Raw genomic sequence first — 25,168 nt, 5'->3', positions numbered from 1 at the left:
CGGTCATCCGCGCATCAGCCGAGCGGGCCATAGCGCTGCTCATAATCGCGCACCAACTGGCCCAGCGCATCGCTGAGGCGCTTCGCGGCAAAGGGGCTGAGGATCACGCGGTGCTGGACATCGACCTCGAGCGGTCCCGGCGCGGCGCCGGGCTGGTCCCAATTCTGATTGACCCCGAAATTCAGCACCACCTCTTCGCGGGTCGAGGTGACGTTGGCCATGTTGCAATAGCTGCTCTTCAGATTGTCGGTGCGGAACTTCAGCGTCTGCTGACGCGGCGGCGGCGCGGGCGTGTTCTTGCCGGCCGCCGCGCGTCCACCCGCTTTCGCCTTCGCCGGTCGCTTGTCGTCGCTCATCATTTACGATCCTTGTTCCTGCGGCCCTTGCCGCGGCGCGGGCGCGGATCGGAACGGCGGTCGAGCAGCAGCGCCGGAAGCGCCACCAGCATCAGGTCGAGCGCGTCGCCGTCATCCACCGCGCCGGCGAGCCACTGTGCCAGTGGCGCATCGACCTGCTCCGGCGCTTCGGTTTTCGCCATCAGCACCGGCGTGGCGCCGAAGTCGATCGTCGCCGCGGCGGTCTGCCTGCCGCGCGGAGCGGCTGGCGCGGTTTCAGCCTTGGCGTCCTTCTTGCGCGCGGCATCCTTCGCGGCGGCGATCTCCTTGGCCTTCTTCGTCTTGCCCGAAGCGGTGGCATGGATGTCGCCCGCCCATTTGGCGACCGCCGCATGCGTGCCATAGGTGACGGCATCGAAATGCGGCCGCTCCGCCGACGAAGACGACAGGATCGGCAGGCCGTCGACGACTCGCTCGACCTGGCGCAGCGCGTCGAATTCGGGCGAGCGGTCGTCGAGGAAGCCGACAAGTTGCACCGCCTCGTCCATGCGCGTCGAACTCGGCGCCGCCGCGTTGATGCTGTCGACGGTGACCGTCAGCCGCTCACTCGCGCCATAGGGTGCGTCGGCCGGAACGCGCGCGTCGAAGCTGAGCAGCCAGATCGCGCCCGCCGGGATCGGCGTGTCGCTGACGATCGAGACGATCGCCACGCGCTTGCCGCCCGGCGCGGCTTCGGTGCGGAAGTCGACGACCGCGTCGGCCGGAAGATCGGCCCCGCGCAATATGCCGTCGATCGTCAGCAGCGCCGGGTCGTAAGTGACGCGGAAGGACAGCGTCCTGACCCCGCCCTCGCTGGTGAAGCGCACCTGCAAGCCAGCACGGTCGGCCAGCGGCACATCGACCTGCTCGCCGGGCCCGCGCACGAAGTCGGGCAGCTCGGCGGTTCCCGCCGCGGCGCGCGCGAACAGGATCGAGGCGCGATAGTCGCCGCCCTCGGCCCCATCGCCATCGCCGTCGAGCAACCGGCCGTCACGGCTCAGGAAGCCGTCGTCGCCGATGAACAGGCTGTAGCGGTCGTATTGCAGCGGCTTGCCGTCGGTGCGCGACAGGGTGAAGCCCTGTCCATCGGCGTCGTAACGGATCGTCGCCGCAATCGCCCCGAAGCGCTCGCCGACCAGCGTCACCGTCCGCCCGGCCTGCTCGGCGCCCAGCGGCTGCGAGAAGCGGATCGTCAGGATACCGTCGGCGATCGTCGCCTGCGTCACCTGAAGCGGCGGCGTCTGCGGCTGATCGGCGATCGACAGCGCCAGCGGCACGGCGGCAAAGCTGCCATCCTCGTTGACCAGTGTCGCCCGGACGACATAGTTGCCCGCCACCGCATAGTCGTGGCTTGCCGCCGTGGCGGTGCCGACGATCCGCGTCGGCGTAGAGCCGTCGCCCCAGTCGATGATCCACTCGATCGGCGTGTCCTGACCGGGGTCGATGGCGCCGAGCAGCACGGTGTAGCTCTGCGCGACCTGCCCCGTCGCCTCACCGGTCACCGACAGCGTCGGCGCGACGTCGCGGACTGCGATGGCAAAGGCGAGTTCGGCCGACGCGCCGCCCGCATCGGTCACGCGGACGACGACCGGCACCGTCGCATCGCCGTCGAGCGCCTGCCAGGTGAACCGGCCGTTGGCGTCGACGCTTGCTCCTTCCGGCCCCGACACCAGCGTCCAGACGAGCGCACTCGCGTCGCCATCGGGATCGCTGGCGGCCAGCTGGACCGAAACGGCCTGCCCTTCATCCACCGCGACGTCCGCCACGGGGGAGATCACCGGCGGCAGGTTGGAACTGGCAAGCAGGGCAATGGCAAAGCTCTGCTCGCTGAACGCCCCCTTGGGATCGGTCACGCGCACCGTCACCATCTGCGTGTCGGCGGCGCCCGCGGCGATCCACTCGAACCGCCCGTCCGCCGTCACCCGCGCCCCTGCGGGACCGCTGACGAGGCTATAAACCAGCGTCTCCGCCGCGTCGTCGGCATCGCTCGCCGACAGCGCGACGTTCAGCAGCCGCCCGCGCTCTATGCTCTGCGCGGGGATCGGCGCCAGCACCGGTGCTTCGTTGGCCGCCGCCGCCACGGTGATGGTGAAGCGTTGCTCGCTGAACGCGCCCTTCGGATCGGTTACGCGCACCACCACCTCGCGCGGCCCGGCCGCGCCGGTCGCGACCCAATGGAACACGCCATCGGCTCCCACGGTCGCACCCGCGGGACCGCTGACCAGCGACCAGACCAGCGTCTCCGCCGCGTCATCGGCGTCGCTCGCCGACAGCGGCACGGTCAGCGCCTTGCCCTGTTCGACGCTCTGCGGCGCGATCGGCGCCAGAACCGGGGTTTCGTTGCCGACCGGCGTCACCCGAAGCAGGAAGCTGCGTTCGGCCGACAGGCCAGCGGCATCGGTGACGCGAACCGTCACGGTCCGGTCGCCCAGCCCCGCCGCCGTCCAGGCGAGCAGGCCGTTCGACGACAGCGTCATCCCGGCCGGCCCTTCGACGAGCGTCCAGGTCAGCGCCGCCGCCGCATCGTCGACATCGGTCGCGGCAAGCTGCACCGACAGCGCCGTGCCTTCGACCACGCTGCGGTTCGCCACCGGCTCCAGAACCGGTGCATCGTTCACCGGGTTGACGGTGATCGAAACGGTCGCGGAGACCGGTGCGCTCAGCCCGTCGGTGATCGTGTAGGTAAAGCTGTCGGTCCCGAAGAAATCGGCATCGGGCACATAGGTCCACGGCCCGCCCGGCACCGTCGGCGGCAACAGCGTGCCGCGCGTCGGGCCGGTCAGGATGGCGACGGTCAGCGCATCGCCGTCGGCATCGCTGTCGTTGGCGAGCATATCGATCAGGACAGAACCGTCCTCATCGACTTCCACGGCGTCGTCGACCGCGACCGGCGCCTGGTTGGGCACGGTGCGGAAGGTCACATCGTCGATGACGACGCGGCTGTCCTGATCGCCCATGCCGATCAGGTCGAACGACAGCAGGGCGCCGTTGCCGCGCGCCACGCCGAGCAGCGACACGGTCACGACCGCCGACCCGCTGCCGGGCGTCCCGGTTACGCTGACCCCCTGCGCAAGATGCAGCGTCCCGTCGGCCTGCAGGTTGAGGAACGCATCGGTCAGGTCCAGCCCGTCGAGTGCTCCGAGCAGAGACCGGCCGGTGACCGGATCGAGCAGCGCGACCTCGAACGCGTCGGGCGGCAGGCTGCCGTTGGTGCCGAGCGTGGCCGAACGGATGACGAAGCTGATCTCCGTCGCGCCGTCGGGAATGGCGAAGGCCTGGCGCAGATAGGACAGATAGCGCCCGTCCTCGGCAAGCACGCCCTCGCCGCCCGTGACGCTCGCGCCGCCGAAGGCGCTCCAGCCGCCTGCGGCGGCGAAATCGCCGTTGGCGAGCGTGGTGACCACGGGTCCCGACGCCAGCGGCAGTCCGCTGCCCGGCGGGACCGCGAGCACGCCCGCGCCGCCCGGTGTCGACGACAGGGTGATCGTCGGCGGCGGCGTGCCGGTGTCGCCCTGCGGCGTCGCGGGCTTCGTCGCGTCGGGCACATCGGCGGCGCTCGGCAGGCGCCGTTCGCCGAGCCGGATCATCTCGGTCATCAACCGCGTCGGCTGGCTGGTCGGCACGTCGTCGAGCCGCAGCGCATGCCCCATCTCGTGCATCACGACGGTCAGCAGGTCGACCTTGCCCTCGGCTTCGCTGCCCAGCGCGGCGGCGAGCAGCTGGGCCAGCGTTCCGCCCTCATATTCCGCGTCGTCCATCGGCGTCGCATCGACGAACCAGCCGCGCCCCGCGGCATCCGCGTCGATCGTGATGACGCCGTTCTCGAACCGGGCGAGCGCGCCGTCGGGCAGTTCGCCGATCTCGACGGTGATCCGGTCGAGCGCGGCGCCCGCGCCATCGATCAGCCCCGACGCGACCCAGCGCGCCTGCGCCGCGGTGACGATCGGCGCGAGCTGGTCCGCGGTCAGCGGTTCCACCGCCGACGTCGTCACCATGTCCCTGGGGTCGAGCAGGATCGGCGAGCCCGACTTCACGGCGGTGAAGCGCACGGCGTCGAGCAGGAAGATCTGGCTCAGCGTCTCCGACAGGTCGATGGTCCGGTCGACGCCGCTGGTCGGGACGCCATCCCATGTTTCCACCAGCATTTCGGTCCGGCGGTCCATCGTCCAGCGCGTTTCCGTATCCTTCTCCTGCATGCTGGGGAAGCGCTCGCCGCGGCTGATCGGGTCGAGCACCCGTTCGGGATGTGCATTGCGGTCGGCCAGATATTTGCGCAGGAACTGCGTGATCGCCGCCGCGCGGTCGAGCCCGAGCTCGTCGTTATAGGCCACGTCCCCGCGCTCGTCGGCATAGCCATAGATGCGGACCTTGACGTCGGGATGCTTGACCAGCCAGTCGCCCTGCTGTTCCAGCAGCCGCATCTGGTCGGCATCGAGCTCGCTCAGCAGCCGCGATCCTTCCGCCGTCTTGGGCCACAGGATGCGATATTCGATCCCGGAAGGCTCCATGAAGGCGTGCTCGATGGTGGCGGTGTTTTCCATGTCCACCGGCTCGAGCGTGAAGGTGATGACCTTGCCCTTATAGGCCTGCGGCACTTCGACGCTGTAGCTGTTGTTCGACATGAAGCCGGGCTTGAGCTGAACGATCTCGCTGTGCGAGCCGAGGCTGGAATCCACCGGCGTGAAGGTCACCTTGATCGCGGCATTGGCGGTCATCATCCACGGCACGAAGGTGTCGAACGTCAGATAATTCGCATTGGCCGGCACGTAGAGGCGATTGTGGGTGATCGCGCTGAAATTCACCACCTTGTCGATGAATTCATGCGCCGCCGTCTCGGCGCGCTGGACATCGCCGGAGGTCGGATCGATTCCAGCCAGCATCGCGCTGGTTTCGATCATCGTCGACATGAAATCCTTGAGCAGCTTCTGCCCGCCCATGATGAGCGCATAGTCGGACTGCTGCGGGAAGAAATGGTCCATATAGGCGTTGAACACCTGGGTGATCAGCGATGCCACGCCGTCCAGCCCCGCCTTGTCGGCGGTCGCCGACTTTTCATACAGCTTGGACAGCGAGAAATCCTTGGTGACGATGCCGTCCTCGGTATTGAAGCTGACCCCGGCGTCGAGCAGCCGGCCGATCAGATTGTCGATCGCCTGGATGATCTGGACCGTCGCCATCGCCTGCAGCGCGGCCTTGCCCTGGCTGAAATCGCCCGCCGCGCGTTCGAGCCAATATTCATTGTACCATTGCCGGTATCCTTCCGACGATTCCGACGTCGGAATCGGCGGCCCGCCGTGCTTTTCCTGAATGAAGGCGCTGGCCAGCTTGGTCGCGAGAATATCCGCCCATTTCTTCAGGACGTTGTTCATCACCTCCTTGAACAGGGTGGAAAGGCTGGTCTGGACGGTGAAGATGCCGGTGATATCGATGTCGGGGAACGGATAGCCGAAGAGCGTGCCCTCGGTGTTCAGCGTGAACCCCGACCCGCCGTGATAGGACCAGCCGGGCAGTTCATAGGACAGCGGAAAGCGTCCATAGCCCGAATCGAAGATGAAATTCTGAAGGAAGCTGGTGATCGCCTGCTTGGTTCCGCTTTCGAAATCCCCGTTGAAAATCGTCGGCACCGCCTTGTCGTTGTCGGCGCTCGCCACCTTGCCGTTGTCATAGACGGGCGAGATGGTGCCGATCGCTCCCGGCCGCACCCCGGCGCCCCCGCCGACCGCGCTGAAGAACCAGCCGGTGCCGATGCCGTCCCAGATCGCGGGAGAGACGAAGCCGTCGAGCGCGCCGCTCGATCCGCCCTTTCCGCCGGACACCAGCACCGGATAGACCTGATACCAGGGTGCGGTGCCGAATTCCTGCGTCTCGATGCCCAGCGCATAGGTGCTGCGGCCCTCGTCGACGACGCGGCGGAAGATCGGATAGCCCTGGATATTGTCGACGTTGGTGTTGATGGTGCCCGCATACCAATGGAGGATACGGCTGTCGGGTCCGCCGAGGCCGAACATCGCGAACAGCGTGTCGTCGCCCTGTATCCCCGAAATGCCTTCGAGGTTGACGTCGAGATTGGGGCGGTTGGGCGTGAAGGCGCCTCCGGCCGATCCGGGCGCGTTGTTGACCAGCGACCGGCCGTTCATCGTCGCGGTGAAGATATATTTCTTCATCGGGCCGGTGATCCTGTCGGGCAGCAGCGTGATCGTCTTGCCGCCCACGGTGATTTCCGACAGCTTAACCTCGGTCAGTCCCGTCGCCTGGTAATAATTGTCGGCGAACTTGACGTTGCTCCAGACCTGCACCGTCGGGTCCGAAAAATCGGCGAATTCGACCGGATTGAGTTTCAGCCCCAGCTTGCCCACCACCTTCATCAGCTTGGTGAAGGCCTTGCTGACGTAATTGATCGTCTTGGAAAGCGGCGGGAACATGAAGGTAGCCGCCGAAGCCGCGCTGAACAGAAGTTCGACGAGGTCCGTCAGCGGGATGTTGAGCGCGTCCTGCTTGAAGTCGTGCGGGTCCAGCGTCGTCATGTGGATGCCGTCCTCGCCCCCCGCACCCTCGAAATAGGTGCCGAGCCGCTGGATGATCTCCGAATTGACGACCGAGCCGCGGTTGTGCCCGACGAAGTGCAGCGGCGACTGGAATATCCCGCCGCCCGACGCGCGGTTGAGCTCGACCAGCGACGCGAACAGCGCATCGGCCGCGGCCTCCGCAAAGCCGGTGTCGGTGATGTCCGACTGGCTCGACCAGTCGCTGACCAGCACGATCGCCTTGCCGCGCGCTTCGGCAAGCGCGGCGGCGTTGCGCTTGCCCGTCGTGCGGTCGACCCAGTCGCCGGTCTTGCCGTCGTAGAAAAGCACCACGCCGCCGCCGCTGGCGTCGGTTATAAAGCCCGCCATATCGGTGAAGACACCGCCGTCCTGCTCGAACGCCGACCCGAACAGCGCGGGCGAGTTCATCATCCCAAGGCCGAGCTGGAAGCCGTGGGTGAGCAGCGTGACGCCGTTGAACGGAGCGTCGGCCACCACTTCCTTGACCTGCCACGACGCGGCTTCGCGCATGCCCTTGCCGACGATCTCGACGCCCCAGTAGTAACGCTGTCCCGCGGTCATCGCCTTCGCATATTCGGGCGAGAAAGTGACCTGCCAGGTCTGGCCATCGAGCGGATTGTTCGGGTCGTCGGGCAGCTTGACCACCGTGCCGTCGGCCTTGACGAGATAGGCCCCCGGGTCGAGCTCGCGCGTCGTCAGGATGCGGTTGGGGTGGTGATCCCCGGCCATCGAGGCCGCGGACGGATCGCTGTCGAACAGGTTGCGGATCGACGGCGGATCATCGGGCCACAGGCCCGATCCGGGGAGCAGCGAACTGACGTAGAGCTTCGCCTTGGCGTTCTTCGTACCGGTCAGCGTCGAATCGAGCCGCCATTCGAAGGTCAGCTGCGGCGCGCCCGCGCCATGCAGGTCCTGCTTGCCGAGCGGCGCGAGCAGTTCGAGCGCGTCGAGCTGCTGCAACGCCAGCCCGCGCCCATGCCTGGCGACGTTGATCGACAGATAGTTGGGCGGGTTGGTCGGATCGTCGAAGCTGCCCGGATTTTCCGGATCGATCGGATAGATGTCGGGATGCCCGAAATTGACGTTGTCGATCGGCGTCTGCTTCCACTTGTAGCTGCCGTCGGTGTCCTTCGCCCCCGGCGTGATGCCCCGGATCACGTCGATGTCGAGGACGACGATGTTCCCGAGGCCGCGATAGTTGGCGTAGAGTTTCTGCCCCGAACTGTCGACGCGCAGTTCCTCCAGGAACGCCAGCGGAATCGGCGTCGTCGATCCCACGATCTCCGGCGCGGCGGAGAAGGGATTCTTGATGACCATGATCTTCGACCCGGTCTGGTGCAGCGCATCGACATCGCGGGCGACGGTCTGGTCGCCGTACCACATATAGACGGGCAGCCCCCAGTCGGCGACGAACATGTAGCTGAGGTCGGGCGTCACCGCGATGCCCGCGGCGTTGCGGATGTCGAGGTCGAAGATCTGGCCCTGCGTCACGCGCTTGGTCGATGAATAATAGATGCCGGCGATGCTGTTGATGACGTCGCGGACGCCGATCGGCCCCTCGTTGATCACCGGCGCCACGCCGACATGCTTGACCTGGAAATTGGCCGGATTGTTGTTGGTGACGCTCAGCAGGTGGACGCCGTTGCGCGTATCGCCGCGCGACACGAACACCATCTTGTCGGCTTCCGCCGTCGCCTGGATGTCATAAACCTCGACGCCGCCGTCGATCTTGCCGATCACCTCGCGCCACTTGCGGGCGTTAGGCTGGCCGGCCTTCGGACGGTCGCGGTCGTCGACGTTGATGACCATCACCAGCCCATGGTCCTTGCCATAGTTGGTCCAGCCGCGCGGCCCGTACATCTCCGACACCGGCACGCCGACATAGAGGCGCGTGCCGTCGGCGTTGATCGCCATGCTGGTGATGTGGCCGAACTCCTCGCCGCCGCTGCGGATCGCGACGTTGATCGCGTGCGTTTCATTCTCCAGCAGTTGCAGGTAGGTCGCCGAACCGGGGTCGATGTCGATGATGTAGACCTTGCCGAGCCCGCCGACGTAGAGGTAGCGGTTGTTGGGATCGACCGCGAGCGTGGTCACCCCGCCCGGGATTTCGATCATGTCCACTTCGGGCGTGTCGAAATCGGCGTCATATTGCTGAAGCGTCAGCGTATCGATGATCGCAATGCCCTTCTGGGTCGCCACGAAGGCGCTTCCGAGGTCGGTCGTCACGACGATTTCGGTCACGGGCGCGCCCAACTCGATCCGCCCCACCAGCAGGTCGGCGCCGCCTTCGTCCTTGCGCGCAAGGTCGATGATCTGGACGCCGCTGGCATCGCCCGCGAAGGCAAAGCCGCCCTTGTTGTCAATGGTGATCGTCTTGCTCGCCACATATTGGGCATTCGCGGGAATCCGCCCCTTGGCGTCCAGCATCGTGCCGGCGGCGGGCCGTTCGACGCGGATTTCCGTGACGCCCAGCAGGACGCGCTGCGGCACGTCGAACTCGACGACCGCGAAATCCTGCGTCCCGCCTTCGCGTACGCGGATCTTGTCGCTGGTCAGGACGATCTCCTGGCTGCCGTTGCGCAGCACCACGCGCATGTCGGCGAAGCTGTCGCCCGCCGTCGTCGCGCCCAGCGCCGCCGTCGCGGCGGGATAGATGAAATTGCGCCCCGTCAGCACCGCGACCGGCTTGCCGTCCACGAATTGCACGGTGCCGCCCAATATCTCCGGCGTGCCGTCGCTGATCTTCTTGGGCGTCGGCACCGTGGCCGTGACCTTGGTGTAAAGGTCGGTCGGAGAGATGGTGACGTCGAGCGTCGTTTTCAGAACCTCCCCATCGGCATAGGTGCGCCATACCTCGAGCTCCGCGAGCCCGAACAGCGTCGGCGCGGCCATCAGCGCGATCGCCGTCGCGCCAAGACCCAGACCGACGACCGCGCCGCCGAGGCCGCCCGACGCCGCGATGCCGAGCGCCGGGACCATGATCGCGGTCAGCGCGGCGGCATAGCCGGGGTCGAGCTGGATGCGCGGCAGCGGCGACGCGACCCGCGCCACCAGAATCTGGCCGCGCCGCGTCAGGCCGGGGAACGGCGGCGATTCGGCGCGCGCCATGCCGTCTTCGTCGATGCGGCCCGAATCGATGACGGTCCACACCTCGACCTCGGCGCCGTTTTCGCCGACCGGCAGCAGCATCTTCTGGAAGAACCAGACCTCGTCGCCCACCGCGCCGACACCGCCGGCGGCCGGTACCGCCAGCTGCACGGGGCCGGTCAATTCGGCGCCCGCGACATCGAATTCGAACGCGCCGACGAAATCGAAGATATCCTCGTTCGGCATCGCGACCGGCAGGTCGCCCAGCGCGATGGACTCGATCGTCACCGTCGCGTCGCCGTCCAGCCCGCCGGGGCCGAAGCCGATGGTGATGCCGTCGGTATTGGCGACGATCGCGCCGTCCTTGCCGATCTGCACGAAATTGCCGACGATCGGATCGGACACGCGCACCTCGATGCGGTCCTCGCCGAAGCGGTTGATGACGGTGACCGTCGTCACCCCCGGACCGACCGCGCGCATCACGCCGTCGGCATCGACCGTGACCACGGCGGTGTCGCCCGAAACATAGGTGGTTCCGGCTTCCGCGCCGTCGAGGAAATATTGCTTTTCGGGGTCCTGCGCAGTGACGATCCGGCGCGTCGCGCCGCCCGCCATCATCGTCACATTGTCGGGATAGGCGTCGATATTGTAGACGGCGGTCAATATCTCGTCGCCGTCCTTCGGCGCCCCGACGGTGACGACCGTCGCCGCCGCGATGCTGCCCCGCTCGACCTTGATGTAGGTCGCGCCGTCGCGCAGCGCGGTCAGCAGCCCATCCTCGCCCCAGCGCACCACCTCGGGGTTGGCGACCGTCACGTTCAGATAGGATAGCGGCAGATAGACGTCGGCCTGATCCTCGAACTGACCGATCACCATGATCGGCGCCACCCCGCCTTCTTCGGCGAAGCGGACGCGGCGCAGGTCGAAATCGATCGCGACCAGCCGCGCGTCGGACACCGCGATGTCGATCACGCCCTCGGCCGAGGTGCCGAAGCCGTCGTCGGCGGAAATCCGGATTGCGGCCGCGCCGCTGTACCCGGCGTCGGGGGTGAAGACGACCGAGCGGCCGTCGGCGGTCAGCACCGCTGAGCCGCCGGTGACGCCGACGATCCGGTAATAGAGGCGGTCGCCGTCGGGATCGGTCGCGATCTGGCCCAGATCGATCCAGGCCGACAGGTCGACGTGGGTCTTCACCGCATCGATGGCGTCGGCGATCACCGGCGCCTGGTTGGCGCGGAAGCCGTAGTTGGCCGCGACGAGCTGCGTGTCGGTGGCATCGACGACGCCATCGCCGTCGACATCGGCGCCCGCCAGCGCCGCGATCACCGCCGCGCTGTCGACGCCGTCGACCCTGCCGTCGCCATTGATGTCGCCGGCGATGCGCATCTCGACGCCATAGGCACCGGCGCCGGTCACGATCAGTTCGTGCAGTCCGGCCTCGCGCAGCGCGAACAGCGTGACCCGCTGGCCGCCCGACACGCTGCTGGCGATGGCGGTCAGCCCGGCGATTTCGGGGATCGCATCGCCCGTGGTCGCGACCCGCAGGATCAACGCGCCGCTCTCCATCCCCGCGATCTCGCTCGCGCGCACGGTGAAGGCATAGCTGTCGCTGCCGCCCCCGGCGGGCAGCGTGCCGGCGAAGGGTTTGCCGGTGAAAGCCGCGGCGCTGCCCAGATCGTCGCGCACGACGCTGGTCGTGACGCTGCCGTCGGCGGCATAGTCGATGCGCCGCCCCTCGCCATCGGACGGAATCTCGATGGCGAGCCGCCCGTCGACATAGCCGTAGCGGACCCCCGCCCCGGTCGCGAGGTCGCGCACCGCGGTCAGCCGTCCGGCGTCGTCATATTCATAGACGGTGGCCGACCCGCCGGGTCCGGTCACCTGCACGACGCGGCCCGCCGCATCGCGCAGGAACTGGAGCGCCGCGCCGCCCAGCGCGGTCACGCCGCCATCGCCGACCAGAAGCATTCCCGCGGCCGACCGGATTTCCACCGTGCCATTGCCGCTGTCGATCACGTAGGTCGTGCCGTCCGGTCCCTTCAGCACATAGTCGCGGTTGCCGTGAACCGGCGACGCGGGATTGTAGGCCAGCCCGGTCTCGACATCGAAATAGGCGCCGCCGACCTTGCGAAGCTGGCGGTCGACCGACTGCAACGTCCAGCCGTTGGCACTGTCCGCCACCCAGGCGGGGCGATAGAAGGTCACCGAACCGATCGTCTCCGCCACCGGGCGGAAGGTGAAGCCCGCGCGCTCGCCGGTCGGCAGCGTCAGCATCAGCCGCGTGCCCTGCTCGAAACCGGGCAGCGCCCCGCCGACGCCGGGCAGCGTCCCGGCGTTGGTTTCCATCGCGACGTCGAGGCCCAGGAAGATCCATTCGCCGGTCAGGCTGTCATAGGCGCGGGTCAGCGCGAACGGCACGCTGCCGAGCTGCGCCGAAACATCGACATGGGTCGATTGATAGCGCCCCGCCTTGTCGGCACCGGTGCGCACCTCGACCGCCGCGCTCGCGACGCTCGTGCGTCCCGAAATGTCGCGCCCGGTCAGACGCAGCGTATAGAAGCCGTCGGCCAGCCGCCGCCCGTCGAGCGTCGCCAGCACGCCGTCGGCGGTCGCATCGCCGCGCGCGATGTCCTGCACGCTGCCGTCGGCACCGATCAGTTGCAGCGTCCAGAAATCGAGATTGGTGTCGGCGATGCTGCCGCGCACGTCGAGCGCCCCGCGCACGAGCATCGCGTCGATCCCGCCGCCGAACGCGACGACCGGCGCCGCCTTGTCGGCGGGATCGCGGACCTTCAGCCATTGCTCGACCGTCGCGGTTCCGCCATCGGCATCGACCGCCGTCGCGCGCACCCAATATTTGCCCGGATTGCCGGCCGTGATCGTCGCGCGTCCATTGGCGTCGAGCGCGACCTCCTGCCCGTCGACCCACAGGCGCAGCGACACGATGTCGGACAGGCTGTCCGCCGTCGGATGGAGCAGCACCTTCTGCCCCGGCGTCGCAGCGAAGCTGGGGGTCGTCTCGATCCGCAGCGTCGGCGCCGCGGGTTCGAGCTGCGCCCGCATCAGCACGGTCCGCCGCGTCGTCGCGCGCCCGTCGCTGACGATCAGCGTCACGACATAGTCGCCCGCCTGCCCCGGTCCCGGCGTCCAGACGAACTCGCCCGTCGCGGCGTCGACTCCCGCGCCCTCGGGCAGGTTTTCGGCGCTGAAGGTCAGCGTGTCGTCGCTGTCAGGGTCCTGCGCCGCGATGCGGAAGCGCTTTTCCTCGCCGATCAGGAAGGCATGATAACCCTCGGTGATCGTGGGCGCGCGGTTCACATTGGCGACGCGCACCAGCACGTCGATGGTGCCGACCGCGCCCGACGGATCGGTCGCGGCAAAGCGGATCAGATGATCGCCCGCCTGGTCATAGCCGGGCGTCCATTGCAGCTCGCCGCGCGCCGCGACGAACAGCGCGCCCGCGGGCAGGCCGCTGACCACCGACAGCGACAGCGGATCGCCGTCGCCATCGGCCGCGACGACGGTGAAGGTCGACGCGGCGCCCTCGCGCAGCAATTGCGTCGCCATCGGCACGAACAGCGGCGTCTGGTTCGCATTGGCGACGGTGATCGTCACCCGCTCGGTGCTGCGCGAATGGCCGTCGCCGGCCGCGAACAGGATCTGGTAGCTGCCGGCGGCGTTCAGCGCCGGTTTCCAGCGGAACAGACCGGTCACCGGATCAAGCGTCGCGCCCTCGGGCGCACCCTCCATCGTGAAGCTGATGTCGTCGCCGTCGGCGTCGATCCCGCGCAGGCTGAACAGCAGTTCCTCGCCCTCGGCGATCGCCTTGTCGCCGACCGGGGTCAGTTGCGGGCCGCTGTTGGCGGCGCGGACGACGACGCGGAACGCCCGCGTGTCGCTGGCCGCCAGCGTGACGCCGTTGCCGCTGTCGATGACGGTCAGGCTGGCGTCATAGCTGCCGATCTCAGCCGCCGTCGGCGTCCACTCCAGCGTCACGCGGCCATAGACGGAGGTCGGCGTCACGGTCGCGCCGGGCAGGCCCGACAGCGCATAGGACAAGGCATCCTGGTCCATGTCGCGGACGTCGATCGTCGCCGTCAGCTTTTGCCCGGCCACCGCGACCAGATTGCCGATATGGCCGATCACCGGCGCTTCATTGGGGCTCGTGACCGAAATGATGAAGGTATAGGCGCCGGTCAGCGGGGTCCCGGTGCCGTCGCCGTCGTCGGTCGCGGTCACCGTCACCGCATGGTCGCCGCGATGGTTCGCGCCCGGCGCGATCCGCATCACCCCGGTACCGTCGCCATTGTCGACGAAGGTGACGAAGGGCGGCAGCGGCTGGAACGGGCTTTCGTTGATCGCCGCGAGGCGCAGCGGATTGCCGTCGGCGTCGAAGGCCGAAACCGGAATCTCGACCACCGTGTCCTTGGCCACGGTGACATTCTCGATCGTCCGCACTTCGGGGCGGCGGTTCTGGTTGAACACGCGGATCGGCACCGTGATCTCGGTCGACAGCGGCGGCTCGTCGCCGTCGCCCGTGTCGGTGGCGCGGAAGCGCAGCTCGTAATCGCCGGCCTGCGCATTGTCGGGCGTCCAGCGCAGCTCCATGGTTTCGGGGTCGAAGGTCGCGCCCGGCGGCAGCGCCGACAACAGCTCGACCGTCACCGTCTTGGGCAGGCTGGTGGTCGCCACGATCTCGCCGGTCTGCATGTTGCGCAGCGCGGGCGTGTAATAGGGATTGTCGGGATCGAAGGCGAACGCCTTGAAGACCAGAAGCTGGCCTTCGAGCACCTGCCACCCGTCGAGCTGGTCGAACACCGGCGCCGCATTGGCGTTGAGCACCGTGATCTTCGTCGTGAAGCGCACCGTGGTTTCGCCATCGCTGACGTCGAAGGTGACGTTGTAGTCGCCGGCCTGGATATAGGTCGGCGTCCATTCGAACGCGCCGGTCATCGGGTTCAGCGTCGCGCCGAACGGCAGCGAGGGGCTGGAGAAGGTCAGCGGCCGGTCGCTGTCGGCGGTCGCGTTGATGCGGAAGCGGATGAAATCGCCCTCGCGGGCGCTGCGGTCGGCGACCGGCACCACCTGCGGCGGCTGGTTGCGGTCGGCAACGACCAGCGAGATCAGCGCCTCGTCCCGGCTGATCCCGTCGGTGACATAGAAGCGCACGTCATAGGTGCCCGCCGAGCGATAGTCGGTGAGCCAGCTGAACATGCGCGTCGCCGGGTCGAAGCTCGCGCCGGCGGGCAGGCCGTCGACCCAATAGGTGAGCGGGTCGAAATCGGCGTCGGTGGCGGCAAGCTGGAATTCGAACAACTGCCCTTCCGCCCCCTCGACGCGGATCGGCGCATTGCGGAACTCGGGCGCACTGTTGCCGCCTTCGACCGCCAGCACGAAGCGCTGAAGCGACACCGCCCCGCGCGAATCGAAGGCTTCGACCACCACCGCGACGCTCGCCGGGCTGTCGGGCCCGGGCGTCCAGCGGATCAGCCCGGTGTCGGCGTCGATGGTCATGCCGTCGGGATGGGTCAGCAGGCCGAAAACGACCGTCTGCCCCTCGGCATCGCTCGCGGCGGCCTGATAGGCGAAGGCCTGGCCGACCCTGGCGCGGTCGGGCGCCTGGCTGGTGAAGCTCGGCGCGGTGTTGGGCAGCGTGCCGGCGACGATGCCCGCGGCGAACTCCAGCCGCCGGTCGCCCGGCGCGGTGATCGACACGGTGCGGCCGCTCGTGCTCTGCCCGGCCTCCAGCACGCCGCCCGGCGGCAGCGCCGAAGCCAGATCGACCAGCCAGCGGCCGTCGTCGGTGCGGCCCGAGGCGTCGGTCGGAACGCCCGGAAAGCCGCCGAGCGGATCGATGGTCAACAGCGCCGGCAGGGTGATCGGTCCGTCGGTGCGGTTGGTGATCGTCACCTTGTAGGAGATGGTGCCGGTCAGGCGGTCCATCCGCGTGTCGCTGAACACGACATCGACCAGCATCGAAATATCGTCATACGCCTGGAACGCGCTCTGATAATTGACCGCCATGCGCTGGCCGGTCGCGGCGGCGAGCCCCGCCTTGACCGTCAGCCGGTAATTGCCGGCGAGCAACGTCCCGACCTCCAGCACCGCGGTGCGCGTCGTCGCGTCGTAGGAGACCGACCGGATCGCGTGCGTCCTGCCGCTGTCGTCGGTCAGCTCGTAATATTGGCGGTTGGTGACCGAGGCGGCATCGCCGGCCGCACCGACGAACATGTCCTGATCGAAGGTCACGGTCAGGAACGGCATCGGCAGCACCGCATTCGATCCGGCGGGCGGATTCGTGGCGACGACCGCCGGCACGGTCGCCGGGGCGACGACATCGACCTGCCCGCTCTGGCTGATCAGCAGCCGCCCGTCGCTGGTCGCATGCACGACGTCACCGCGCGAGCCTCCCGTCGCCACCGCGATGCGGCGCAGCGTCGCCATGTCCACCATCGTCAGTTCGCTGCCCTCGGCGGCAAGGCCGGTGTCGGCGACCTTGCCCGCGGTGTGCGACACGAACATCAGCCCTTCGAGCCGCGTTCCGCTCCGCCCGAAGGCGATCGAATCGGCGGGCGCGTCGAAGGTCAGCATCGTCTCCGCCCGCGCGCGGTCGTTGAAGCGCACGACCTGCTTGCGGTCGGGCCAGGTCACGGCCCACAGCGTGCCGTCGCCGTCGAAGGCCAGGCTTCCGACCCGCAGATTCTCGTCACGGCTCCACTGGGTGAAGCTGCCGTCGTCGGGGTCGAAGACCGAAATGCCGGCGTTGGTCGAGACATAGATCGCGCCGCTTTCGGGGTGGACCGCAATCGCGATCGTAATGCCGTCGCCATGACGTTCGATTACCGCGCCGGTGTCGGGGTCGAGCCGCAGCAGCGCGCCGCCGCCCGTCGTCGCCCACAGGCGCCCTTCGAGGTCGAAAGCCATGTTGAACACCGGCACATCGAGTTCGGCGAGCGGCGTGCCCGCCACCCCGCCGCGCGCGTCGAAGCGCCAGATGGTACCGCGATTGGCGCCGCCCGAAACCAGGATGCTGCCGTCGGGCGCCTCGACGATCGCCATCGGACCGATGCCGCCGTCGCTCTGCCCGATCCCCACGGCAAAGGCGCGCGCGATGAACGGACTCAAGATCGCATCGAATTCGCTGGGCGCCGACAGCGCCGCTGCGGCGGGAACCTTGGCTTCAGCCGCGGTGAACAGCGCGTTGGTCGACGGCGCGGGCGAGGGTTCGGGCGCCTGCCCGAAATTGGGCGGCGTCGTCCCCGGCACGGTCGGCAGCGCGCCCAGATTGACGCCCGATCCGTCGGCGACGGCGTTGACGCCGGGCTTCGGCACCTCGCGATTGCCCGCGACGTCGGTCGCCAGCGCCAGGAACTCATAGGTCTTTCCGGCCTCGCCCTCGAACACCAGCGATCCCGACGCGTCGGTCAGCCGCCGCTGCCAGATGCGGAAATCGCCGCCATCCTCTGCCACATAAAGGGTGACGTGGCGCACGCCCGACCCGCCATTGTCGTCGCGGACGTTCCAGTCGATGCGATAATCGTCGGTGGTGCCGATGCGCGTCGCGGTCAGGCGGCTTTCGGGCGCCTTGCCGTCGACCATCTGGTTGAGGATCGTCGTGTCCTCGGGCGCGAAGCCGTCCATCAGCACGCGCGCCGACGCGGCGATGGTCTCGCCCGTCGCGACGTCGGCCGCGGGCCGCACCGCATAGGAAACGAAGCCCGCGCCCGACCCCTGCGCGTTGTTGGGCGCCAGCAGGCCGCGCGTCGTGTCCTGCAGCACCTCGCCCGTCACCGGATCGATCGCCTGGATCAGCCAGCTCGCGCTCGCGGGCTGCTGATAGAGGTCGAGCACCGCGCTGACGCGCAGGATGAAACCGCGCGTGCGCACGAAGTCATATTCGGCTTGGAAGCTCGTCCGCCCGTCGGGCACGTCGATGGTGATGTCGCCGATGCGGATGTCGCCGAAGGTGAAGCTGCGCGCGTCGAGCTGCGGGTCGAGTTGCGTGACGATGCGGATCTCGTTCGTGTAGCGCGACGATCCGGCCGAATTCTCGAAGCCGATGCTGTAGGGAAGCTCGGCCGACGCGGGCAGCCAGCCCAGCGTGTCCATGGTCTGCGGCCCGGTGATCGACGCCAGCCGCCCACCCGCGCCGCCGCTGGTGAAGAAGCGCGAGAAATCGAGCTGCGCCAGCGGATCGCCATCGACCGGCTCCGGCCCGTTGATCTGGAAATCGGCGGGCAGGCCCGCGCCGCGCTGCGCGAAATCGACCCAGGGGACATAGACGCGGAACGCCTCGAACCAGGTCGGACCGCTCAGGCCCAGATCATAGTCGGCGGCGTCGGGAAGCGCCGGGATCGGTACCTCGCCCGTGTAGCGCGGGCTCTGGCGCGGATCCATATATTCGATCGCCGCCATCTGGCCGTTCTTGTGGCCGTACAGCGCGCGCACTTGCTCGAAGAAGCCGAGGTAATCGCCGTTCGAGCGGATTTCGCTGCCCGCCGGGCCATAGAGGATACCCGACGCCAGCGTCGCCATCAGGCTGACGATATGCGCCTGCGTGCGGATCGGCGGCACCTCGCCCTCGGGGCGCAGCAATCCCGCATCCTCCAGCGCGGCAAGATACAGGTTCACCCAATCCCGCTCGCTCGCGGCAAGCGCCAGCAGCGCGGGCGGCGCGTCGTCCGCCGCCAGTATCGCGTCGCGCAGCCGCAGGGCCTCGTTCATCTGGAAGGCGACGAACTCCGCCCGCGTCATCGTCGTCGCGGAGGCGAGGATGTGGAAGCGGAACGGGATGAACGGAATCTCGTCGCGGCTCGGCGTCGCGGCGTTCGACTGATAGAGGCCGACGAAGTCGAGCTGGTCGAGCACCCCGCGCGCGGCGGGAAGCTGGTCGGCGATCAGGTCCTTGACCGCATCCCACCAGTTTTCGAGATTCCCCTCGCCCGCCGCCAGCAGATTGTCGAGCGACGGGAAGGATTGCGCCATCTGCGCGCGGAACGCCTCGAACGAGCGATCCGCCATCGCCTTCAGCCCCGGATAGGTCGACACGTTGAAGGTGAAGCCCGTGAAGCCGTCGGCCGGATGATCGTAGAGGAAGCCCGAGGTGATGAGCTGACCGTTGGTGTTGGTGATCGATTCGAGGCCCAGCCACGGCACCAGCGCGTTGACCCCCGCCAGCACGCCCTCGGGCGCGCCGCGGACGTTGGTGAAGAAGTCGAGGAAGCGCAGGCCATAGACATATTGGTTGCTGCCCAGCTCGGGCACGCCGACCTGGAAATAGGTGTAGGGCGCGTCGAGGTTCGACCGGTTCTCCAGCGCCACCGAATAGGTCGCCTGGTCGCCCGCCAGGATCACCCGCGGGCCGCCGACGCCGATCGTCACCTCGGGCTCGATCCCGCGCTCGATCAGGAAGCGATAGGGCTCGCTCGACTGGGCGCCGTCGGGGTTGATGACCTTGATGTCGTAAAGGCCGTGCGGCGCGTCGGTGAAATCGAAGGTCGCGATGATCGTCGACGCGTCGACGACCTTCCACGCGACGGGTTCATATTCGGCGATATTGGGACGCGACACCTTGACGATGGCGTCGGGGTGGAACTGCGCGCCCTTGATCGTCGTCGTCACATAGCGCGAATCGCCGCCGCGATCGGTCTGGATGTCGGTGATGACCAGCGGCAGCAGGTCGGCGACCAGCGTCACCTGCGATCCGTCGGCGGGGCCGCTGTAGCCGCGCACCAGCACATAATAGACGCCGGGCTCGGTGCCGGGGACGATCGCCGTCAGTTCCTGCGCCAGTGGGCCGGTATAGGTCGCGTCGAACGCGGCCGAGGTCGGCACCTCGTCGTGGCGCACGAACACCTCGTTGATGCTGCGCTCGTCGTCGGAGCCGACGCGCAGCCGCAGCGTCTTGTCGGCGGGAACCTCGATCCGGTAGAGCCGCTCCTGCCCCGGCGCCAGCGCGACGGTCAGCGGGATGCCGAGCGTCAGCGTATCGACGGCGATCGACAGCGTCTCGGCCGACGCGGTGGTGTTGTTCGCCTCGCCGACATCCTCGTGCAACTGGTTGCGCACGTCGGCGCGGACGATGATGCGATAGTCGCCCGCCGCCGCGCCGGGCAGCGTCGTCGTCAGGCTGAGCGTATAGGTGCCGTCGGGATTGAGGACGCCGCCGTAATCGGCGCGGCCGAGCAGCTTGTCGCCGACGTCCCAGGTCGCATCGCGCGACAGATAGACGGCGTCGGTCCAGCGCCCCGCCGCGACGACGTCGCTGACATTCTTCACCGTCCAGCTGATCGTCACTTCGTCGCCGGGCCGCTGGGTATCGGGCACGGTGATGTCCATGACCTGGATATCGGTCGGCGGCGGCAATTCGATCACCATCGGGACGGCGCTGACGCGCGCATTGTCCCGCTCGTCGCTCTCGAAAACCTGCCCGGTCGCGTTGTAGCGCGCGGGATCGGACACAACGAAGACATAATAGGCCTCGGTCCCGAGGTCGGTCGGCACCGCAAGGTCCAGCGCGACGTCATAGCTGTCGCCGGCCGCCAGCCCGCCGGTGTGGCGGACCGATCCGATATAGCGGTCGGACGTCAGGTCGAGGAACGGGTCGCGCGACAGATAGATCAGGTCGTCCCACTGCGCCTGCAGCGCCGGGGTCGCCCCGCCGTTGTTGGTCACGCGATATTCGAGGCGGAAGGTCTGTCCGCGCACCGCGCGTTCGGGCGCGGTGAGCGCCGTCACCTGAAGGTTGGGCGGCGTATAGGGGGTCAGCGTTACCGCCTTCGCGGTGCTGTTATTGCCTTCGCCCTGGAACTCGCGAACCTTGCCCGCCAGCGATCCGCGCACGCCGTTGAGGCGCGGCGACAGGGTGCTGTTCGCATAGCCCGAATCGGCGAGCTCCGAATCGGTCATCGCGATGACGTGCATCGCCCCGTTCAGCTCGAAGGGCAGCGTCACCGTCACGGTGGCGTAATAGGATTCGCCGGCCTCCAGCACGCCGACATGCTTGTTCTCGGCACGGACGATCACGCCGGGCGCGCTCTCGCGCGACATCAGCCAGTCGCCTTCGTCGAGCGAGGCGTCGAGCGACAGATAGACGCGGTCGGTCCAGCTGTCCTCGCGCGTCGCGCGGTTGCCGACATTCTCGACCTTGAAGCTGATGGTGATCGTGCTGCCCGCGGCGATAGTGTCGGGCAGCGTCAGTTCGGTGACGCGCAGGTCGGGCTCGCGATAGACGACCGGGAAGGCCGCCTGCCCGACGTTGCCCTGCGGCAGTTCGAAGGCATATTTGGCGAAGCGGTCGAGCAGGGCGCTGTTGCCGCCGTCGCGGACGATGTCGGTGGGCACCGGCGTGTTGCCGGCCGAGTTCACGACGACATAAACGTAATATTCGCCCTCGACCCCCGCCGGCAGGGAATATTCGGCGGTGCGGCTATAACTGTCCCCGGCGCCCAGCGGGCCGTTGGTGACGTTGACCGTCGCGACCTTCTGCGCGCGGCGGGTGTCGAACACGGGGTCCTTCGATATCCAGATTTCGTCGGTCCAATATTGGGTGCCGCTCCACACCGCGCCGCCGCGGTTCTCGACCGTATAGGTGACGCTGGTCTTCTCGCCCGAATAGGCCGGGGCCGTCGGCGCCGCCGGCACGACCTGGACGACGCGCAGGTCGGCGGGCGCGTTGGTGACGCTGGTCGCGGCAAAGCCGTTGTTGTCGAGATTGTTCGGATCGCCCGCCAGCTGCGACACGACGATCACGTACATCCCCGCCGCCGCGGGGTTCAGCGTGAAGGTCTGGCTGTTGGTATAGGACTGGCCGGGGTCGAGCGGCTTCAGATTGTCGAAGCTGCCGAGGTCGAAACGCCGCGTCGCATTTTCCAGCAGCGGCGCATCGGCCAGATAGACGCGATCGATCCACTTGGCCGCAGCCGCGTTGCCGTTGGAACGGACCGTCCAGCTGACGTTGAACTGCCCCCCGCCGACGCCGACCGGATCGGCCGTGACCGCATCGACGGCGATCGCGCGGGTGAAAGTCTGCGGCGGGACGCCGACGATGTCGATCGCACGCGCGCGATAGTTGCTGCTGTTGATCTCGTTCGGGTCGTCGGGATTGACGTTGGGCGCGAGCGAATCCTCGAGCAGCGTCGCATAGGGGTCGACCCACGGCATGATGTAATAGGTGCCCGACACCAGCCCCTCGGGCAGCGTCAGCGTCAGTTCGCGGTCGTATCCCGCATCCTTGACCAGGATGCCGCCGTCATAGGTCAGCGTCGTCAGCAGGATGTCGCCCTGCCCCGGATGCGGCCGGTTCTTGTCGCGGGTCAGCCAGATCTGCTCGGTCCAGCGGCCGAGGTCGGTGTCGCCGGCGCCGCGGTTGGTGACGCTGTAGCGCACCGTGACGCTGTTGCCCTCGAACGCCTGCGCCGGGGCGACGACGCTGTCGACCACCAGATCGGCGAAGGGGATCGGGTCGACGAATATCTCGTGCGCGACGATATTGCTCTGCGCCGTGTCGTTCGGCCATTCGTCGATGGCGTTGCCGCTGTCAGTGGCGACGAGGATATAGACGGTGCCGCGGAAGCGCTTGGGGATGGTGAAGGTCCCCGAAGCCGACAGATATTCCTCGAGCGAGCCGAGCGCCGACGGGTTCTGCAGGCTCGACACCAATATGTCGTCGTTGGAAATCTTGTCGTCGAGCGACAGCCACACCTGATCGGTCCACAGCCCGTTGGCGGCGACCAGCCCCTGGTTGACGACCTTGAACTCGATCGACGCGGTCGCGCCGGCGGTGATGCGGTCGGGGGCGATGACCTCGCTGACGCGCAGGTCGGGTCGCGGCAGCGCCGACACCAGGATCGCGGTGCTGCTGACCCGCCGGTTGTTGTCCTCGTTCAGATGCTCGTAGACGCTGTTCCCCGCGTCGGTGACGACGATCAGCTCATATTGATCGCTCGTCTTCGACGGCAGCCGCATTTCCTCCTTGCGGCTATAGGTCTTTCCGGCCTCCAGCGGCCCGGTGTAGCTGTAGGTGCCGATCAGCGTGCCGGCGCCCGTGTCGCCGACCTTGCGCAGATAGACGCGGTCGGTCCACGTCCCGGTCGCATTGGCGGTGCCGGCGTTGCGGACGGTCCATTCGACGTCGATGACCTGCCCCTCGACACCCGTCGCGGGGAAGGAGATGCTGTCGACGACCAGGTCGGGCGGCGGCGCGAGCGCGATCGCCATCGCGTCCGACGCACGGCTGTTGTTGGTCGTGAACACGAACTCATAGGGGCCGCTGCGCGGGTCGCTCGACCCCGGCGTCTCGACGACGATGCGATAGGCGCCCGACAGCCCGTCGGGCAGGCGGAAGCTGGCCGTACGGTCATAGCTGGTGCCCGGCGCCAGATAGCCGAGGTGGTTGACGCTGCCCAGCCGCACCCGGCCGGTGCCGTCGGTCCGTTCCAGATAGACCTGATCGAACCACTCGCCGCTGTTGGTCAGCCCGATGCCCTGATTGGTGACGCGCCAGGTGACGTCGATCGTCTGTCCCGACACCGCGCCGGCGGGAACCGCGACCGACGCGACGACCAGGTCCGCCCACGGAATCGGCGACACGTCGAAATTCCCCGCCAGCACGCCGCGGTTCGCCTCCGCGCCATTCTCGAACACCTCGCCCTTCGCGTCCGACTGCACGAACAGCGTGTAGCGGCCGTGGAATCCGGCCGGCAGGATCAGGTCGAGCCCCGCGCGATAGGTTTCTCCGACGTTCAGCGCGCCGCTGTGGACATATTCGCCGAGCACGATGTCGTCATTGTTGCCGAGCACGCCGTCGCGCGACACGATCACCCGGTCGGTCCAGCCGTGGGTGAAACCGGCGCCGGTGCCGACGTTGGTGACGGTCCACTCGACGCGGACGCGCGCGGGATCATCGATCGTCTGCGCGGGCGCCGCGACGTCGCTGACCTCAAGGTCGGCATAATCGGACAGCCCGACGTTGAGCGCGATCGACCCGATGTTGTTCGCTTCGCCCGCCGCCGTTTCGGCGACGACCCCGCCGCTGTCCGACTGGACGATCAGGCGCCAGGGACCGCTGGCGTCGATCGGCAGCGTGACCTTGAGCACCCCGTCATAGATCGCGCCCGCCGCGAGCTGCGCCTGTGCGATCAGCTCGCCCAGCTTGATGTCGCCCGCGCCGACCACATCGTCGCGCGACAGCCAGACGGTATCGGTCCAGCCGCCCAGCGTCGAACCGGTGCCGTCGTTGCGGATCTGCCAGCGCACCTCGATTTCGGAGAAGGATTCGGCGTTGCCGCCTTCCGGCCCCTGGATCAGCACCGGCACCAGGTCCGGATGGGTCAGCATCAGCGCGCCCGACATGCCGTCGTTGTCGCCGTCGCGCCCGCCTTCATAGACCTGGCCCTGCGCGTCGGCGCGCACGAAGATGCGCCATTCGCCGTCGGTATAGCCGGTCGGAATGGTGACGAGCTGCTTGACCTCATAGGTTTCGCCGGGCGCAAGGTCGAAATTGCGCGGCACCGACACAAGCTGCTGCGCGCCCGAAATCGTCGTGTCGTCGTCGATATAGATACGGTCGACCCACGGCGCGGTCGCCGCGCTCTCGCCCGTGTTGCGGATGACATAGGTGACGAGGACGGTCTCGCCGGGCACCGCGCCCGGCGGCACCGAAACGCTGTCGACGACCAGATTGGGCGCCGCCGTCGCGGCGAAGCGCACCACCGGCGACACGACGCTGTTGTCGCTTTCCAGGAAATTCTCGAACACCGTCTGCCCGGCATCGGTCACCAGAATCAGGCGATAGTCGCCGACGCGGCCGTCGGTCACCCGCACCTCGACGCTGGCGGTGTAGCTGTCGCCCACCGCGAGCCCCGATCCGCGCACCACCTCGGCCAGCACCAGATCGTTCGCGTCGACGACGCCGTCGGCCGACAGGATCAGCCGGTCGATATGCCCGCCCGCGGCGGGGGCGTCGCCGGTGTTGCGGACGCGCCACGACACGGTGAAGGGATCGCCGCCGAACACGGTGCCGGCGGGCCCCGACACCGCGTCCGCCACCAGGTTCGGCGCGGTCGCGCTGATCTGGATTTCCACCGGCGCGCTGGCGTTGTCGGCGCGCGTATCGGGCTCCACCACGGCCTGTCCAGCGTCGGTGACGACGAACAGGCGATA

2 protein-coding genes (1 of these 2 cut by a window edge) are annotated in these 25,168 nt (G+C 68.0%); both read right to left on the bottom strand.

The window, feature by feature from the left end:
* Positions 1 to 14: 14 nt before the first annotated feature.
* On the bottom strand, positions 15 to 356 hold the full coding sequence (locus SGR02S_RS08395) for a DUF3467 domain-containing protein (RefSeq protein ID WP_067107964.1): 342 nt from the start codon (positions 354 to 356) through the stop codon (positions 15 to 17).
* A protein-coding gene (locus SGR02S_RS08390; protein WP_067107955.1) for a CARDB domain-containing protein crosses the window boundary here: on the bottom strand, positions 356 to 25,168 show its 3' portion. Its footprint extends 12,222 nt past the window's final position; 24,813 of the gene's 37,035 nt are visible here — the last part of the coding sequence; its start codon lies off the right edge, out of view; its stop codon occupies positions 356 to 358. Before SGR02S_RS08390 ends, SGR02S_RS08395 begins: the two co-directional genes overlap by 1 nt.

Source organism: Sphingopyxis granuli NBRC 100800 (genome assembly GCF_001591045.1).
GTDB lineage: Bacteria > Pseudomonadota > Alphaproteobacteria > Sphingomonadales > Sphingomonadaceae > Sphingopyxis > Sphingopyxis granuli.
The sequence above is the reverse complement of the archived record's forward strand: the minus strand, read 5'-3'. Positions and strand labels throughout refer to the sequence as shown.